General features: G+C 55.1%; 16 protein-coding genes and 1 pseudogene. 8 read left to right on the top strand and 9 right to left on the bottom strand.

The genetic code is table 11. From position 1 onward, the window contains the following. Nucleotides 1-127: 127 nt before the first annotated feature. Nucleotides 128-298, top strand: a complete 171-nt coding sequence (locus tag B5G12_RS09435) for a DUF6050 family protein (protein ID WP_242955998.1) — start codon at nucleotides 128-130, stop codon at nucleotides 296-298. A 48-nt stretch (nucleotides 299-346) separates the two neighbouring features. Here B5G12_RS09435 and B5G12_RS09430 read toward each other — a convergent pair whose 3' ends face one another. The 9 genes from B5G12_RS09430 to B5G12_RS09390 all read right to left on the bottom strand — a co-directional run bounded on the left by B5G12_RS09430 (nucleotide 347) and on the right by B5G12_RS09390 (nucleotide 8,852). Then, nucleotides 347-1,213 (bottom strand): alpha/beta fold hydrolase, encoded by an 867-nt coding sequence (locus tag B5G12_RS09430; protein WP_087238580.1) that lies wholly within the window; start codon nucleotides 1,211-1,213, stop codon nucleotides 347-349. A 13-nt stretch (nucleotides 1,214-1,226) separates the two neighbouring features. Beyond that, nucleotides 1,227-1,718 carry a hypothetical protein gene (locus B5G12_RS09425; protein WP_021661275.1) on the bottom strand — a complete coding sequence of 164 codons (492 nt, stop codon included), beginning with the start codon at nucleotides 1,716-1,718 and terminating at the stop codon, nucleotides 1,227-1,229. A gap of 14 nt (nucleotides 1,719-1,732) precedes the next feature. After that, a complete protein-coding gene (locus B5G12_RS09420) occupies nucleotides 1,733-2,548 on the bottom strand; it encodes a class I SAM-dependent methyltransferase (protein WP_087324729.1) in 816 nt (271 codons plus the stop codon). A 12-nt stretch (nucleotides 2,549-2,560) separates the two neighbouring features. Next, the gene (locus B5G12_RS09415; protein WP_087293325.1) at nucleotides 2,561-3,076 is read right to left on the bottom strand and encodes a hypothetical protein; all 516 of its coding nucleotides are present in this window, start codon (nucleotides 3,074-3,076) and stop codon (nucleotides 2,561-2,563) included. Between the two features lie 64 nt (nucleotides 3,077-3,140). Then, the gene (locus B5G12_RS09410; protein WP_087324728.1) at nucleotides 3,141-3,764 is read right to left on the bottom strand and encodes a class I SAM-dependent methyltransferase; all 624 of its coding nucleotides are present in this window, start codon (nucleotides 3,762-3,764) and stop codon (nucleotides 3,141-3,143) included. Nucleotides 3,765-4,250: 486 nt separating this feature from the next. Next, nucleotides 4,251-4,433, bottom strand: a complete 183-nt coding sequence (locus tag B5G12_RS09405) for a hypothetical protein (protein ID WP_087324727.1) — start codon at nucleotides 4,431-4,433, stop codon at nucleotides 4,251-4,253. Beyond that, the gene (locus B5G12_RS09400; RefSeq protein ID WP_087324726.1) at nucleotides 4,430-6,244 is read right to left on the bottom strand and encodes an antirestriction protein ArdA; all 1,815 of its coding nucleotides are present in this window, start codon (nucleotides 6,242-6,244) and stop codon (nucleotides 4,430-4,432) included. Before B5G12_RS09400 ends, B5G12_RS09405 begins: the two co-directional genes overlap by 4 nt. Nucleotides 6,245-6,340: 96 nt before the next feature. Beyond that, nucleotides 6,341-7,723, bottom strand: a complete 1,383-nt coding sequence (locus tag B5G12_RS09395; RefSeq protein WP_087324725.1) for a DUF6138 family protein — start codon at nucleotides 7,721-7,723, stop codon at nucleotides 6,341-6,343. Between the two features lie 13 nt (nucleotides 7,724-7,736). After that, the gene (locus B5G12_RS09390; protein WP_087324724.1) at nucleotides 7,737-8,852 is read right to left on the bottom strand and encodes a hypothetical protein; all 1,116 of its coding nucleotides are present in this window, start codon (nucleotides 8,850-8,852) and stop codon (nucleotides 7,737-7,739) included. A 1,200-nt stretch (nucleotides 8,853-10,052) separates the two neighbouring features. Between B5G12_RS09390 and B5G12_RS09385 the strand changes: the two genes are divergently transcribed. From B5G12_RS09385 to B5G12_RS09350, 7 genes and pseudogenes are all read left to right on the top strand, one after another. Next, a complete protein-coding gene (locus B5G12_RS09385) occupies nucleotides 10,053-10,340 on the top strand; it encodes a helix-turn-helix domain-containing protein (protein ID WP_087324723.1) in 288 nt (95 codons plus the stop codon). A gap of 381 nt (nucleotides 10,341-10,721) precedes the next feature. Next, on the top strand, nucleotides 10,722-10,970 hold the full coding sequence (locus B5G12_RS09380) for a hypothetical protein (RefSeq protein ID WP_204245669.1): 249 nt from the start codon (nucleotides 10,722-10,724) through the stop codon (nucleotides 10,968-10,970). Then, nucleotides 10,948-11,862 carry a ParB N-terminal domain-containing protein gene (locus B5G12_RS09375; protein ID WP_087324722.1) on the top strand — a complete coding sequence of 305 codons (915 nt, stop codon included), beginning with the start codon at nucleotides 10,948-10,950 and terminating at the stop codon, nucleotides 11,860-11,862. The genes B5G12_RS09380 and B5G12_RS09375 overlap by 23 nt, the downstream gene beginning before the upstream one ends. Further along, nucleotides 11,859-12,758 (top strand): annotated as a pseudogene (locus tag B5G12_RS09370) (DUF6551 family protein). The gene B5G12_RS09375 and the pseudogene B5G12_RS09370 overlap by 4 nt, the downstream one beginning before the upstream one ends. 85 nt (nucleotides 12,759-12,843) lie before the next feature. Next, nucleotides 12,844-13,221 carry a type II toxin-antitoxin system PemK/MazF family toxin gene (locus B5G12_RS09360; RefSeq protein WP_522731433.1) on the top strand — a complete coding sequence of 126 codons (378 nt, stop codon included), beginning with the start codon at nucleotides 12,844-12,846 and terminating at the stop codon, nucleotides 13,219-13,221. A gap of 10 nt (nucleotides 13,222-13,231) precedes the next feature. Beyond that, on the top strand, nucleotides 13,232-13,456 hold the full coding sequence (locus tag B5G12_RS09355; RefSeq protein ID WP_343286632.1) for a helix-turn-helix domain-containing protein: 225 nt from the start codon (nucleotides 13,232-13,234) through the stop codon (nucleotides 13,454-13,456). 72 nt (nucleotides 13,457-13,528) lie between these two features. Then, on the top strand, nucleotides 13,529-14,719 hold the full coding sequence (locus B5G12_RS09350; protein WP_242955997.1) for a tyrosine-type recombinase/integrase: 1,191 nt from the start codon (nucleotides 13,529-13,531) through the stop codon (nucleotides 14,717-14,719). Nucleotides 14,720-14,753 lie beyond the last annotated feature (34 nt).

Genomic DNA, 14,753 nt, shown 5'->3' with positions numbered 1-14,753 from the left:
GCTTTGCCGGACTTTTCAAAGGCCCCTGGGCGCGGTCTGATTTTATCTGTATAATGGGAGGCAGGAATGGAGAGCTGGATCTTCTCTGGCTCTGGATACTCTGCGGCTGCCCTTCGGCATCCATCGGATGTGCGTGTGGATCGTGCCGGGCGGCGACTCCCTGGGCGGCGGCGCCGCCCTGTTTGTTCTGAACTTCGTGATCGGCGGCATCATCGGCGGCTTCGTCCTGGTGTGGCGCCTGCTGGTGGCGGCATGGTATGTGCCCTTCACCATCTACCGCCTGATCGTGGGATATTGAGATGGACAAATGATAGAGAGCCGGCTGGCATTGACCAGCCGGCTCTCCTCATGGTGTCCGCTCCAGAATAAATTTTGTTACCAGATCCGCATACTGTTCCAGCCGCACCATCAGCGCCAGGTGGCCGCCGGTCAGGTCGGTGACCACCGTGGGACTTGGCATCAGGGCGATCAGGTCCTCCCGGCAGGCCGGGGTGAAGGTGGTGTCGTCCTCGGACAAAATCAGCAGCACCCGCCCCTCCCACGGGGCAAAATCATTGCGGGTCATGCCAAAGTAGTGTTCTGCGTCACAGAGAAAGTCAATCATGTGCTGTTCATAGGGCTTGGTGAGCAGTTCCATCATAGCGCCGCACAGTTCCTCCATAGCGGCCTTTTCCTGGGCTGTAAAGCCATCGGTTTTCTTTTTCATCACCGCCCATCTCATCATCCGCTTGATGAGCGGAAACGGCAGGAAGGCAAGCCATTTTTTGAACTTCCGCTGGCTTTCGATTATCTTCATCAGATCCTGATACCCGGCCTTGCTCATGTTGCCGGACAGCGAGCAGGTGTTGGAGAGAACCAGCCCCTCCACCACTTCCGGGTGGCGGGAGGCGATGACCTGGGCCACTACGCCGCCCAGGGACTGTCCCACCAGCCAGACCTTTTCCTTCAGGTGGCGGAGTAGTTCAGCCACGGCATCGGCAAACTCGCCGTTGTCCCCGAACTGGAGCTGATAGTCAAAGGTCAGCACCGAAAAATCCCTGGCGAACCGGGCAAAGTGCTTATAAAACAGGTCGGACAGCCCAATGCCGCCCGTGAGCAGGACCAGCGTGGCTTTGGCCTGGGGATTTTGATAGTAGCGATAGGTAAAGAGTTTCCCGCTGCTGACCGTGAAGGCAGCGGTTGGATAAACCCGGCGAAATTCTGCAAGTGTCATGGAACTCCTCCTTTCAGATCCAGGTGAGCAGATACCCGTTGATTAAAGCAACAGCCAAAAACAGAAGAACTCCCCGCAGGAAAGCGTAAAAGTGTTTGCGGGGGTCCGCATATAATTCCGGACTTTCCTCGGTGCCGGAAAACCGCACCCGTTTTGTGTGCCGCCACCAAAGCAGGTCGATCACCAAAAAATCAAACAGATTCAGCGCCTGTCCTAAAAGCAGAGTGTTCAAAAAGTTGCCTGCAAAATATTCCTGCCGGGTGAGAAGCCCCATCGCAAACAGGAGCGCAGTAAACAAAAGCAGATTTCCAGCGAAGATGGCCGCAGGACCTCGCTGCCGAATATTTCCTGATAGCTCCGGGCGGGCTTTCACAATCTTCTGTACCTCGTCCGGGTAAGTAGAAAAATTACGGATGTTTTTCTCGTCGCTCCCGGTGCCCAGCCAGCAAAAAGCCCAAAACAAGGAACACAGGAGCATACCCTCTGCCAGCAGCATTTGAACCATCTTCCATCTCCCGATTATTTGCGCCCCGCCAGCATCCGGGAGTCGCCCAGCATCATCATGGCCGCCCGCCGGCGGGAACCGAAAGCCTCCTGGGCTGTGTCGATGAGCCGCACATCCGAATAGCCCATGTCCCGCAGCTCCTGGGCGAAGGCCTCCATGTCCCCGTAGGCACTGGGCTTCATGTTGTCGTTGATGGCGAACACGCCGCCCTTTTTCAGCACCCGCAGGGTCTCCAGCAGCAGCGCCCGTTTATCCGAACCCATGATGTTGTGATAGACATAGTTGCTCACCACGGCGTCGAAACTCTTGTCCGGGAAGTCCAGCTTGTTGGCATCCCCGTGCCGGAACGCACACCTGAAGCCGACGCCCTCGCTCTCGGCATTTTTCTCGCATATGGCCTGACCATAGCCGTAGGCCACACCCCAATAGTCCATGCCGGTGATTTGGGCGTCCGGCCAGGTGAGAGCCGCCCGTATGCTCAGTGCGCCGGAGCCGCATCCAACCTCCAGAAGTTGTCCCTGCCCGTCAAAATCCAGATGGGAGAGGACGACCTGATGGACCCGCTCCATCATTCCTCCGCCGCCGAAAGCGTACTGTTTCCGTATCCATGCACACCAGATCAGCAGGGCAAGCAGCGCCGCTGCGGCAACAGAGAACAGGATGCCGAGCGCGGCAATATGAAACATGGAAAAGGATAGCGCTGCCAGCACCGCCGACAGGGTCAACAGCCCACCGATCATGTAAAAAACCGGGTTAGACATCCAGCTTCCGTAGTCCTCGCCGTGGGTGCCGAGTCGGATTATTTTTTGTTGCTTTTGATGTTGTTTCATTTGAACCATCTCCTATCCTATCTTTTGCAATAACAGCCCCAATCCCGCCTGAGCCGCCGCCATGAGCGGGCACAGCAGCAGCGGCCATTGGAGCAGGTGCTCTGGCAGCGCATAGCCCTTCATCCAGTCTGTGAACTCATAGCCGGGATGTCCCTCTGTACCAGGGATCACAAAACGGTCTTTCGCTTTTTTCTGGATCAGCCACACATCCAGAAAAAGAAGATCGCCTATGTTGATCATCATCCACTGGATGTATCCCATCAGGGATAGACGCCAGAATCCGGTTGTCCCGCCCTCCACAGCGCTGACCGCACCATAAAGAAGGAGAGGCAGCAGCTCTCCAAAGCAGATCCAAAGCCAGTAAAAACGGTTTTCCTCTCTGGTAGGCGGCCTGTTCGCCGCCTTGATGATGGCGGGCGGATAGCTGGGAAACATAAGCCGGGGCTGATACAGCGCCACCGTAGCGGCAAATAGGTTAAAGTAGGCCGCCATGGCAAGCCCGTCCAGGATGGTGCGCGTCCAGTTCATGGAAATTCTCCTGCCCTACTGCGTTTTTCATAAGGAACTCTCTGTTATGGATTTGCCCCGTATTCTACCGGATCGCCAGCGCACAGAGCCAGTGCTTTTTGGCGTCTTTATCCATGATGACCTTAGAAAAACCAGCCTCGGTGAGAAAACGGGCAAGCTGGTCTCCATTGTAGATTCTCATCCCATCAATGACAGAAAGCCATTTGTTGTCCTGGGAGTTTTCCCCGTCCGACTCATTGACGATTAAAAAAATGCCGCCCGGTTGCAGGGTGCGGTACACCTCCCGGAAACTCTCCACCGGGCCAGGCCAGAAATATACGGTTTCAAATGCGGTCGCCAGATCAAACGAACCATCCCCAAAGGGGAGGCGGGATACATCTCCCTGCAAAATCTGGCAGCGGCCGGCTTGCAGACCCTCGCGGTTCACACTCTTGGCCTTTTCCACGGCTATTTCTGAATAGTCCAGAGCAGTAATAGTCGCAGCCGGATATTTTCGCAGAAGCGCACGAATGTTCCGACCGCCGCCGCAGCCCAGCTCCGCAATCTTGGCCGGACCTGTTTCCGGCAAATGACTAAGGCCCCAATCCGCGAGGGCGGCATGGGCATGGTTCATACTGCCCACCATACACTTGCCCAGCAAACCTTCCGGCTTGCGGGTATTATTGAAAAAAGCCTTCCATATCCCCATAACTGCCTCCAGAAGTTGAAATTTAGGTTAGCAAAAACTAACCATGTTCATTATACATCTTCCTACACGGAAACGCAACAGACAAGAGCGTTCTCTGACCATTTTGCGCTATGGAAATGTGGAAAACAGCCGCTCCACCGATGGAAAACGGATATTTACGGCCCGATGGAAAAGCCGCCGGCTTTCCCACAGCCCGCAAACATTGTTTCCCACAGCTCCGCAGACATGGTCGTTTACACACATTCCCACAGCGCCTGCTGCTGCGAACATCCTTCCTGTCCGATCCTGATTGAAAGAAAAAGAGAGAACAAAAAAAGAAGCGGGAGCGTCACCCTCGGCCTAAACCGAAGGCGGCGCTCCCGCTCTGCTATGAAAAAGTGTTCAAAACCGGGGCTTTGCACCCCTCAAATCGGAGGGGCACGCCCACATGGTAATCATAAAGGCTACTCCCGAAAAAGCCGCCACAGGCGATTTCCCGTCCTATTTTCAACCCCTATCTCTGCACTTTTTCGAGCGTGTGGACTGGTAATGGGGGCAGGAGATAAGAACTGCCCGGAAGCTCTGCTTGCAGGGATGGACACAGCCCTTGCAGACCTTGTTGTACTTGCGGCGGCCGTTCTCCCCCAGGAAGAAAGCCCATTCCAGCCGCCACTTCTTGCTCCGGCTCATAGGTCATGCTCCGGGGGCTTCTTCTGCTGGGCCCTGTCCGGGGGCTTGCGCTCGCCGCACTCCCGTTTGGCCTCCGCCAGCCGCTCCCGGATGGAAGGGCGCTTCTCCGGGGCGCCCCTATGCGCTTCGCCCTGGGCCTTCTCCTGCTCCTCACCTTTGCGGCCGTTGTTCAGCACCCCGTCGATCATCCCGTAGTCGTCCTCCAGGGTCATCTCGGCGGTGCGGAGCGGGTTCTCCGGCTCCGCTGGCAGGGCGATGATCTGCCCGTTCAGGCTGATGAACTGCTCCGGCTGCTTGAAGTGCTCCGTGTACTTCTGCACCTGCTCCGGGGTCAGGGAGGTGAAGCTGTCCTCACTCAGCCCCACCACCAGGAAGGTGCCGGCCATGATGTCGTAAATCTCTCCATGCTCATCCCGCAGGCCCCGGTTCAGCTCCAGGCCGATGAGCTTGCCCTCATCGTTGCAGACCAGCCCCACCGGGTCGGAGAAGGGATAGGCGGTGGCAATGTCGCCGCCCACTTCCGCCTGTAACGAATGGAGGCCGGGGTCGATCTCCTTCACATAGGGCTTCTTCATGGGCTCCACCACCAGGACGGTCATCTTTTCCGGGGTGATATGTTCCTGGACCTCCTCGTTTCGGATAGCGAAGGAGCGGGAACCGTTGCCCATGACGAGATACTTCCCATCGTCAGACTGATGGTGCAGGCCGTACCCGGCCGCCTCCATCTGCTCCCGGCTCATATCCGTCACATAGAAGGTGCCCTTGGGAGTCCGCACCGTTTCGCCGGTCTCCCGGTCATCCGGGGAGGGCGCCGGGGTCTGTCCGGCCAGCTCCGCCTCATACTCCCGGCCCGCCTGCTCCGCAAAGGCCAGCATCTCGTCCACATGGGACTTGTCCGGGTCCTCCAATGCCGCTTTGATTACAGCCGGATCAAAGTCAAGAAATTCCTCATAGCCGGTGGCGTCTTTGAATTTCTCAATCTCCGAAGGGAGATAGTCCTCCTGGGTCTGCCCCAGGGCGGCCAGCTTCTCATCCAGGGCGGAAATGCGGCCGGCCATCAGATTTTCGTAGATCTCCTCCTTGGCCGCGTGCTCCTCCGGGTGCTCGGCGGCATACTGCGGGTCGTGCTGGCGGAAGAACTCGTCCATATCGTAGGCGATGTCCATCGCCCATTCGGATTTTTCCTCCTCGGTCAGCTCCTCCGCGTCCTGGAAGGTCATCACCCGGTATTCCTCCGGGATGCTGCCATGCTCCCCATCGTAATACTCATGGAAGCTGCTCCCGGTGTCCCGCACATACCCCAGGTCGGTGAACTCGCCGCCCTCCTCCAGGGCGACGTCCCGGCCGTAGGCCTCATAGTCGATGTAGTTCCGCAGGTGCTCCGGCACCTGCATGGCGTCCAGCTCCTCGATGTAATACCGGCCCAGGTCGTCGTGGTCGTGGATGTCGGGGTAAATGTCGTAGCAGTCCAGGTTCTCGGTCAGGTTGATGATCTCCTGCAAACTGCCCGAGTGGTCGCCGATTTCCATCGCCGCCTGGAACTGTTCGTACTCGCCCTGGCTCATCTCGTCCAGCTTGGAGGCCAGGTAATTGAGCTCATCCAGGCTCTCATACTCGCCCAGCTTGTCGTAGAGGCCGTCCACATAGCAGTCATAGTCAGTGATGAACCACTCCTCATAGGGCTGGCCGAAGTCATCCTTCTGCCCAATGCCGATCCGTTCAAACACCTTCTGCATCTCCTCTGGCGTGGTGGGGAACTTCACCCATTCGCCCACCAGGTCGCCCTCGTTGTACTTGCCCAGGTTGGTGATGAAGGCGGCAAAGGGATAATCCTTGTCATATCCTCGTCCTCCGGGGCATACAGGGCGATAAAGTCCTTTGCCGTTCTCTTTTTCATGGTCTCCTCCTTACGCAAATACATGACGGTATTTCTCTTTCAGCTCCTCTGGTGCGGCCTTGAGGACCCTGCCGCCGCTATTTTCGGAGGCCGAGCCCCAGATGGCCCAGAGCACCTCCCGCCAGAGGTAGTCCTGCGCCCGCTGATCATGCGCCCCTTCCTCGGGCAGGTAGTCCTCCAGATGCCCCTTGATCTCCAGCAGGGCGTCCAGGCTCTCCCCATTGGCGATCAAGGTGCGGAACTCCTTTGCGGGCCTCAGATTCTGCATAGACTGGACGCCGTGGACCAGCACCGGCAGGGACTGGGCGGTAAAGCCGAACTTTTTGAACAGGACATGCAGGAACTTCTCCTGTAAAGAGGAGTGCTCGTCATCACAGCGGTCCAGGTAGTCGCACACCAGCCCCCACCACTTTGGCCCCTCCAGCCCCAGAGCGAACACGGCGAAGGTGCCAGGCAGGGCGCAGATCTCATCGGAGAGGTTTTGGTACACCTCATCCTCCTGCATGGCAAGCCGGGCATAATTCTCCATTCGGACATGGAGGCGCGGGTACCGCACCGCGCAGGCAAACAGCTGGTTGACGCCCTTCTTGGGCAGGCCGGGAATGGGCAGGTAAATCTTCTCCGGCCCGCGAAACTCGATGGAGTAGCTACGGGGGAACTCCGGCTGCTCCAGCACCTCAACTAGATAGCTCAATGCCTCGTCGCAGCACCCCTCGGTGCAGTCCCTGGCGGTGATGCGGATGGTGGCAAAGGCGTCGTTGGCCGAGGCGGTCAGGTGTTTCGTTTTCCGCTTTTGGATGTTGGGCGGCAGTTTGCCGCTGCCGCCCGTTTTCAGCTCCTTTACCATGTCGGGGCGGAGCTGGGAAACCAGGCCGAGGATATGCTCAGTGGTGAGGTACTCAAAGCTCAGCCCATACACGGTATAACAGACCGCCACATAGCAGGCAAAGCGCAGCAGGCCTTCGTCCACATCCTCCGGCCGCAGTTTGGGTCGCACGGTGCAGGGCGGGAAAGCTGAAAAGCAATCCTCTTTTTCGCCAACCTGAAAATACCGTTCCTGCACCTGGTGTTTGATGTATTGTCCCAGTGTGTGATCGATCTCCTTCCAGCCCACCAGACGCCGCAGGGCGTCGCAGAAGGCTACCGCCTCCTCATAGGGAAAGCCCTTCAAGGGCAGTTTGGACAGATACCGCTCCAGCAGCTGGCTGGGAAGGAAGGAGGTCTCGCTTTGGTTCCGAACGACCACCGGGAAGCCGGAATGGTTTTCTTTGGCGGTTCCATCCAGCACATCCTGAATGCACCGATCGGCGTGTGCCAGCACTTCGGGGTCTGTATCTGGTTTGTGGATCAGATAATAGCGGCCATGTACGCCATCTCGTTTCGGTAAACTCATATCGGTTCTCCTCTCAGGTCTGCTGGTGCTGCATGGATACGATTTGGCAGTCCGGGCAGAACTCGATGTAAAGAGTGCCCTCCGCGCAGTCGAATACCGTATCCCACTGGATCTGGGCCAGGTATTTCATGGGTTTTCCACAGTGGGGGCAGGCAGTATACTCCGCGTCCTGCACCCAGTTGCCAAAGCCGCCGATGGTGTTCACATCCTCGCTGGCGCAGCCGTAAAACAGGGGCACAGGCGCCCTGCCCAGCACAAAGGGATTTTCAGTGAGGGCCTTGTAGTCCTCGGGACTGACATAGCAATCCATCTTCTCTGCCCCGTCAAAGAGCTCAGAGGAAAGGACCTCCACGCCGCCGTCCAAAGAAAATCGGTTGAGGGCAGGGCCCTTCAGGAAGTCCACGCAGTTGGGGCAGCAGGCGGCGGTCAGGATGCCGTCCAGCCCCAGGAACCTCAGCCGCTCATCCCGGCCGTCCAGCACCAGCATGTCCACCATCCGCCCGCCGCAGTGGGGGCAGATGTCCTCCCGTGGTCGGCCGATGCGGACAGGGGATACCTCGCCGGGCGCGCCCTTGACCATGGGATAACAGGTGTTGAAGTTGAGCTGCATCCGGTGGCCTTTCTTGTCAAAGGTCCAGCCGCCGATCTGCGCATAGCTGGATGGGTCTACATAGAGGCCCTTGCGCCAGGGCCGGGGATTTCGTTCCAGCTCCAGCAGAGTCTCCATTGCTTTGTCATCCCCCTGCATAGCAAGGCAACTCATCAGGTCAGCGGCATTCCGAGAATACTCCGCTTTTAGCAGGGCAGCAACTAAAGCGTCCCGCACATCTTCCGGCGCGTGGTAGTAGAGCTCACAGGGAGAAAACACCTCTGCGGCCAGTGCCGCCCGCTGGATTTCCGTGGTGATGGCGTCCTGGTAGCTCAGCAGCTGCCAGAAGTCGGTTAGTTCCGGGTCCTCCATATCCGCCAGACGCTGGATATTCTGAATCAGATTTATTTGCTTCTCTGCGATTTGTTCCGGTGTCCATGCGAGCGCCGCATTCCGATCCTGTTCGCACTTGCACTTCCAGCATAATCCGTCATAGCCCAAAGGGGTCCCACAGCCGGGGCAGGTATATTTTAATTCCATACTTGTTGACTCCTTTCAGAAAAACAAAAAGCGCCCCACGCCGCCCCGTCACATGGACAGGGGAGGGCGCAGGGCGCGAAAAGACCGCACAAAACCAGACCCTGCCTGAAAGGCAGGCCCGGGTCTCTGGCAGACAGGGAAATTATAGAAAAAGAGGGGGCAGCTCTGGGCCACCAGATCAAAGATTCCATAGGAGAGATTCATCATTGGGCGAGTTGCCTTGATTTGAAGAAAAAGAAGAATAATTTTTTGTCATTATACCACACATCTTTGGAAAATGGGAGAGGGGAGCAATTTAGACTTAGAGAAACTAGACAATGGATAAAACAAAAAGTTGTTGTATATGTAATATTGACAATATAATGGAGACGTGATGTCATAATACCAAGATAAAGACTGTGACTTGGGAGGTGACATGGATGGCGGATCATGATATGGGAGAAGCCTGTCCTCATACTGCGCGTATCTATGTAGAAGTGACTACTACATTTGATTCCATTGATTCCACTGGCTATATGCTGCCGGTGGCTGTTACCTGATTAGGGACCTTCTCCATCAAGAAAGCTCGAGACTTTCGCCCAGTGGGGATGAGATGTAAATTGGGATTTTAGGTACAATTATCACTAATTTACGATAGTAAGAACAAATCAAGAAAAGGGGGCACTTATGACTTCGGACCAACGAATGGATTTGAATATTTCCAACTGCCCAAAGTGCGGCACACGGCTTATGTGCGGAAGAATCATTGTTATGGGCTACCATCAATGCCCTAAATGCGGGCGGCACTGGGTGATTGAAATGGAACGGAACAAGGTGACAGTAACCCACGCAGGATTCTATTTTGAAGATCTAGGTTAAGAACTAGCCCTTCATTATACATAAAACTGAATATGGAATGAGACATACTGTAGCTGCTGTTGAACTGGGTACAAGCCCTTAGGAACAGAATTCAGGAGTCAAAAGTTTGTTCGATAGGACTGAACCGGCTATAGGCCGGACGAGCCGGCAGACGGAAGCGATTTCCTTAGGTTAGGGAAATTGCGGCTGTCTGCCGGCCTTTTTATTTGCTTTCTGGTTGTCGCTTCCGTCGCCCCACGGGAGTGACAGATGCGCCAACACTGGGAAACGTACATCGCCAAATACCCCTGACCTCCAGATTTTGCACGTCTATACACGCGTCAAAATCTGGAGGATAACCCTATGCGCTTTGACATTATGGAATGTGGAATTAGAATTCGGGCTATGAGAGAGGATTTACATTATACACAAATGCAATTTGCAGATCAGCTGAACATCAGCCTTGACCATCTGAAGTCCATTGAACGTGGTCGCCGTGCCTGCTCGCTCGATTTGATGGCTCAAATTGCCCTTACATATGATGTTTCATTGGATTTTCTGATCTTGGGTAAAAAGTCACAAACAGATGCTGCCAAAGAGAAACTTGCAGGAGCAATAGAAATTATTGAACAAGCAAAGCGCATGCTGTAAGAGGTGTACTAAGAGTACACTAAAAGGTGTACTACGAGTCACTCCCGCAATGGAAAAATCTAAGGTATCATAGAGTCACAGCAAGGGCATCCCCCAAACGGAGGGACAAGCCCGAAGCCAGCGGACCTTGAAAAGTGAATAAGCAGCCTTCTGGTACTTCCAGATAATGACACTTCCGTAACTCGCGGCCCGGCCACAAAGAAGGCGGGGCGGCCGAAAGGCCGATGGAGCGGTGCAAATCCGCCGCCAGAGGGTTCCCAACCCTCCCCGGGGCGTCGAGGACAAATAGGGGAGGGAACCAAACAAGATTTCAGCCCACCGCCCAGGAGTGCAGAATCCCAGACGGTGGGCTTTTACATACCTATAAAAGGAGGAAAATCTATGAGCCGTAACTATGTATACAAAGTCGATCCGGCATCCCTCATGACCCTGTGTCCGGTCTGTCTGCACGCGTTTCAGGATGCCAAGAAAGCATTTCTGCGCCGGGCAGACGTTCACCAGCAGACCAAGGATATCTGTACTTACTGCCAGAGCCGCTATGGTTTTGACTATTATGTCCAGCCTGCTACGGCTCACCGAGACACCACCCATCGAAAGGTAAGAACCTATGTCCCTGCATCTAACCATTGACCCCGAGTTTGAGGGCAAGATTCCACCGCTTCGGGAGGAAGAGCTGAAACAGCTTGAGGAAAACATTCTGGCAGACGGAGTGGTCATCAACCCGCTCATTGTCTGGGATGGGGTGATCGTAGACGGTCACAACCGCTATCGTATCCTTCAGAAGCACCCCGAAATTCAGTTCACTACCTACGAGAAGCAGTTCTCTGACCGGTATGCGGCGATTGCATGGATCTGCAAGAACCAGCTGGGCCGGCGTAATCTAACGCCGCAGCAGTTCAAGTATCTAATTGGGCTGCAATATGAAGCGGAAAAGTGTTCTTCAAACTATAACGGCAATCGGCTCACTTCATTAGACAAAAGTAGGTGTGTTCAAAATGAACACACCTATAAACCGGAACGTACTGCTGAACGCATTGCTAGGGAAAATAATCTCAGCGGTAGTTATGTAAGACGTGCAGAGCATTTTGCCAAAGGTGTAGACGCCGCTGAAAAAGTTGCGCCAGGCATCAAACAGGAAATCCTGACCGGCAACATCAAGCCTACAGAGAAAGCCGTGGCAGCCATTGCCAAGGCCCCGACAGAGGAGCGACCCGCTCTGGTCCAGCAGCTCCGGCAGGCAAAAGAAACCGAAAAGCAAGAAGAAAAGCCGAAGCCCAGGCGCAGCGCCGCCGAGACCTTGCAAGCCATCCGGGATATCTCAGCCAACATGTTGCAGTCCAACGGGGAAATCGACGCAGACGATATCTGCGCAGAACTGGAAGACGCCCTGGACACCATGATTTTTCGCTGGGACACCTGCCTGGAAAACAACAAGGAACATCGCAGCGCCTGCCGGGACAGCATTCAACAGCTTACAGAAAAGGGCATCCACTACCTGCAAAAAATGAGGAGGACTACATGAGAACAAGCCGCACCAGCGCCTATCAGGAAATGATGATCAACAGCAAGTTTCTGGAAGTCCCCCGTGGCAGCTACCAGCGGGAGCTGAACATCCACCGGGTGCGCAAGATCGCAGCAGCGTTTGACCCCCGGCTGCTCAACCCGCCCAAGGTCAGCTACCGCAGCGGCCGCTACTATGTGTTCGACGGCCAGCACACCATCGCAGTCCTCAAGTTGCTCAATGGCGGCAAGGATTTGATGGTCCGCTGCATCGTGTACACAGGCATGACCGAGAGCGAAGAAGCCCTGCTCTTTGCCCAGCAGACCGGCGAATCTGCCAGGCTGACACCCGGCGATAAAATGCGCGCCATGATCTACGGCGGCGACCCGGAATGTATGGCCTTCCTGAAGGCCACGGAATCGGTGGGGTTGAAGCTGGACTATGCTCAGCGCCGCGGAAAGTATCGTCTTGGCTGCATCGGCACTGCATTCGAGGAGTTCAAGCGGGTGGGAGCCGACCTTTATAAAGAGGCCCTGTCTATGATCGTGGCCGCCTGGCAGCTGAGCCGACCGCATCCGGTGGATGAAACAGGGAGGCGAAGCTGGCGCAGCGCTCCGGTTTTTGCAAGCGGGTGCCATCCCGCGCCGTAAAAACCGGCTAAGCGCAAGAGGAATGGCGACCCTGAATCCCTCCGCTCTGAGACAGTCCAGGGCGTGATCCGCTTTATTGAACTGTACCATGACGAGTACGACTCCCGTCGCCTTATTAGCCGTCTGCATAAGACCGACCCGCTGACCATCTACCGGGAAGGCCGGGCCATGGGTGTCAACATGGCCGGGTACAAGAAGTATCTCTATCAGGTCTACTGCATTTACAACGGGAGCAGCAAAAAGAAAGTGCTGCCCATGAAGTTCTAAATTCTTGCTTTTACCCTTTGAGCGGACGCTGCCCGCAGGCTGTGGGCAGCGTCTTACATAAAAATATACAAAGGGGGTATGTTGCTTGATTCCTAAAAACTGGCGATATATACGGGGAGACATCTACTACGCCAATATGGAACCCCATGTTGGCTCGGAGCAAGGCGGGGAGCGGCCGGTGGTGGTGCTGCAGAATGATATGGGCAACAAGCATTCGTCCACGCTCATTATTGCTACCCTTACATCCAAGGTGGATAAGAAGCTAAACCTGCCGACTCACGTTTTGCTTGAGCAAAATCCGGGGCTGAAAGTCCCGTCTATCGTACAGCTGGAGCAAATCTTCACCATTGACAAACGCCGTGTGCAGCGGTTTGCCGGTCAGACTAGCAGCGAGGAAATGGAGCGGATTGAAACGGCGTTGAAAATCAGCTTGGGAATGAATTTATCTTCTAATAAAGTATGAGGACGCTTTTATGATGACGCATCGAGAGGCTTATCGCGTTATGCTGCAAGGCTACCCGGATGTGCTGAACATTGAGCAGATGTGCGAGATTTTGAAAATCAGCACCAAAACCGGGTATCGGCTTTTGAAGGATGGACAAATCCAGAATCTAAAGATCGGCCGCTCTTACCGGATTCCCAAAGCGCATTTGGTAGCCTACTTAATTCAATTTGACCCCAGCATAGTGCAGGCATGACATCCTTGTCATCTTTCCGGCTGCTGGCTATACTAAAGATGTCAGCAGCAGAAGCCTGACTCGTGGGGTAGATTGAAAGGAGGACCACTCATGGTAGCAGGACATCTGCAAGAAAAATACGGCATCTTTTATATCGTCTTAAGCTATAAAGACAGCAACGGCAAAAGAAAGGTAAAATGGGAATCCACTGGCCTGCCTGTCAAGAAAAACAAGAAGAAGGCCGAAGCACTTCTTCTGGAACGGCGGCGGACCTTTGTTCCACCGCAGGAACAGGCAGAAGTCAAGCTGGATGACCAGATCCTTTTTTCAGACTTTCTGGTGAAATGGCTGGAGATCGCCAAGAACTCTGTTCAGCTCACTACTTATGCAAGCTACCAGACTATGATTCAGAATGTGATCGCGCCCTACTTCCGAAAGAAAGGCATCCGGTTGGTGGATTTGAAAGCAGTTGACTTACAGGAGTTTTACACAAAGCAGTTGGAGCGGGTCTGCGCCAACTCGGTGATTCACTATCATGCGGCCATCCACAAGGCTTTGAAATACGCAGTTAAAATCGACCTGATTCCTGCCAACCCGGCAGATAAGGTCGAGCGTCCCAAGAAAAACGAGTTCCGGGGGAACTTTTACAGCGCAGAGGAGATCAATCTTCTTTTGGAAGCGGTCCACGGAACGAAGCTGGAAATCCCGGTTCTGATGGGAGCCTTTTACGGGCTGCGCCGAAGCGAAGTCCTGGGTCTGAAATGGGACGCCATTGATTTTGAAGCCAACACACTGGAGATCCGGCATATTTTGACCCAGGCGTATCTGGACGGAAAGAAAGTGATTGTTCAGGCTGACCGGGCCAAGAACAAATCCAGCCTCCGCACCCTGCCTCTGGTCCCGCAGATTCGGGACCGTCTGCTGGAACTCAAAGGTCGGCAGGAAACCTACCGGAAACTGTGCGGTCGGTGCTACAACAAAGAGTATCTCGGCTATCTTTGCGTAGATGAGGTAGGCAACATCTTCCGCCCCAACTACATCTCAGAGGCATTCCCAAAATTCCTCAAAGCCAACGGGATGCGCCCCATTCGCTTCCATGACCTCCGCCACTCCTGCGCCAGCCTGCTTCTGTCCAATGGCGTTCCCATGAAGCAGATTCAGGAATGGCTGGGTCACAGCGATTTCTCCACTACCGCCAACATCTATGCGCATCTGGATTACAGTTCCAAGCTCTCCTCCGCGCAGGCGATGGCCGCCAGCCTCGATCTGGGGGATGCCTCCTGATGAGGCGGCCTTTGCACTGGGTGCAAATCTTGGG

The organism is Faecalibacterium sp. An58 (genome assembly GCF_002161515.1).
Lineage (GTDB): Bacteria > Bacillota > Clostridia > Oscillospirales > Ruminococcaceae > Faecalibacterium > Faecalibacterium avium.
The sequence above is the reverse complement of the archived record's forward strand: the minus strand, read 5'-3'. Positions and strand labels throughout refer to the sequence as shown.

Excerpts from the sequence above, each read along its gene's own strand:
- B5G12_RS09390 (WP_087324724.1), bottom strand. The coding sequence starts at position 8,852 with ATGGAATTAAAATATACCTGCCCCGGCTGTGGGACCCCTTTGGGCTAT.
- B5G12_RS09420 (WP_087324729.1), bottom strand. The coding sequence starts at position 2,548 with ATGAAACAACATCAAAAGCAACAAAAAATAATCCGACTCGGCACCCAC.
- B5G12_RS09375 (WP_087324722.1), top strand. The coding sequence starts at position 10,948 with ATGTCCCTGCATCTAACCATTGACCCCGAGTTTGAGGGCAAGATTCCA.
- B5G12_RS09405 (WP_087324727.1), bottom strand. The coding sequence starts at position 4,433 with ATGAGCCGGAGCAAGAAGTGGCGGCTGGAATGGGCTTTCTTCCTGGGG.
- B5G12_RS09385 (WP_087324723.1), top strand. The coding sequence starts at position 10,053 with ATGCGCTTTGACATTATGGAATGTGGAATTAGAATTCGGGCTATGAGA.
- B5G12_RS09410 (WP_087324728.1), bottom strand. The coding sequence starts at position 3,764 with ATGGGGATATGGAAGGCTTTTTTCAATAATACCCGCAAGCCGGAAGGT.
- B5G12_RS09430 (WP_087238580.1), bottom strand. The coding sequence starts at position 1,213 with ATGACACTTGCAGAATTTCGCCGGGTTTATCCAACCGCTGCCTTCACG.
- B5G12_RS09435 (WP_242955998.1), top strand. The coding sequence starts at position 128 with ATGTGCGTGTGGATCGTGCCGGGCGGCGACTCCCTGGGCGGCGGCGCC.
- B5G12_RS09395 (WP_087324725.1), bottom strand. The coding sequence starts at position 7,723 with ATGAGTTTACCGAAACGAGATGGCGTACATGGCCGCTATTATCTGATC.
- B5G12_RS09380 (WP_204245669.1), top strand. The coding sequence starts at position 10,722 with ATGAGCCGTAACTATGTATACAAAGTCGATCCGGCATCCCTCATGACC.
- B5G12_RS09415 (WP_087293325.1), bottom strand. The coding sequence starts at position 3,076 with ATGAACTGGACGCGCACCATCCTGGACGGGCTTGCCATGGCGGCCTAC.
- B5G12_RS09425 (WP_021661275.1), bottom strand. The coding sequence starts at position 1,718 with ATGGTTCAAATGCTGCTGGCAGAGGGTATGCTCCTGTGTTCCTTGTTT.
- B5G12_RS09355 (WP_343286632.1), top strand. The coding sequence starts at position 13,232 with ATGATGACGCATCGAGAGGCTTATCGCGTTATGCTGCAAGGCTACCCG.